The sequence below is a fragment of the Actinomadura formosensis NBRC 14204 genome (assembly GCF_001552155.1).
GTDB classification, from domain to species: Bacteria; Actinomycetota; Actinomycetes; order Streptosporangiales; family Streptosporangiaceae; genus Spirillospora; species Spirillospora formosensis.
Window position 1 is genome coordinate 1 of record NZ_BCQQ01000300.1, and the last position, 1208, is coordinate 1208.

At 74.8% G+C, this 1208-nt stretch carries 1 protein-coding gene; it reads left to right on the top strand.

The features are described 5' to 3' along the window. Nucleotides 1–1208: acyl carrier protein (locus AF1_RS32625; RefSeq protein ID WP_169804076.1), on the top strand; the 1208-nt coding region annotated here is incomplete at both ends.

A 1208-nucleotide genomic window follows, 5' to 3' on the forward strand; every position in this document is an offset into this window, starting at 1 on the left:
CGGTGCCGCACCTGCTGCGCGGCCTGGTCCGGGCCGGCCGGCGGCAGGCGCGCTCGGCCGGCGGCGAACGCGGCCGGCTGTCCGAGCGGCTGGCCGGCCTCGCCCCGGCCGACCAGCTGACCCTGCTCCTCGACCTGGTGCGCGGCCAGATCGCGGCCGTGCTCGGGCACGCCGAAGCAGGTGCCATCCGGGCGGACGCGGCGTTCAAGGAGGCGGGGTTCGACTCGCTCACGGCCGTGGAGCTGCGCAACCGGCTGCGTGAGGCCACCGGGCTGAAGCTGCCCGCCACGCTGGTGTTCGACCACCCCAACCCGCAGGCCCTCGCCCGCCACCTGCGCGACGAGCTCGGTGGCGTGACACCCGCCCCCGTGACGCCGACGGCCGTCGTGGCCGACGCGGAGGAGCCGATCGCCATCGTCGGCATGGCGTGCCGGCTGCCCGGCGGCGTGGCCGGCCCGGACGACCTTTGGCGGCTGGTGGCCGACCGCCGGGACGCGGTGTCCGGGTTCCCCACCGACCGGGGCTGGGACCTGGAGGGCCTGTTCGACCCCGACCCGGACCGTTCGGGCACCTCGTACACCGACCAGGGCGGTTTCCTGCACGAGGCCGGGCTGTTCGACGCGGGTTTCTTCGGTATCTCGCCGCGTGAGGCGCTGGCGATGGACCCGCAGCAGCGGTTGCTCCTGGAGACCTCGTGGGAGGCACTGGAGGCCGCGGGCATCGACGCGACCGCGTTGAAGGGCACCGACGTCGGCGTGTTCACCGGTGCCTTCGGCCAGGGGTACGTCGCACCGGGCGCCAGCGTTGTCACGCCGGAACTGGAAGGCTTCGCAGGCACGGGCGGGTCGTCGAGCGTCGCGTCGGGCCGGGTGTCCTACGTGTTCGGATTCGAGGGCCCGGCCGTCACGATCGACACCGCCTGCTCGTCCTCGCTGGTCGCCATGCATCTGGCCGGGCAGGCGCTGCGGTCGGGCGAGTGCTCGATGGCACTGGCGGGCGGCGCGACGATCATGGCTAACCCGGGCGCCTTCGTGGAGTTCTCCCGGCAGCGGGGCCTCGCCGTCGACGGGCGCTGCAAGGCGTTCGCCGCGGCGGCCGACGGCACCGGCTGGGCCGAGGGCGTCGGCGTGATCGTCCTCGAACGGTTGTCGGTGGCGCGGGAGCGCGGGCAGCGGGTGCTGGCGGTGTTGCGGGGCAGCGCGGTGAAC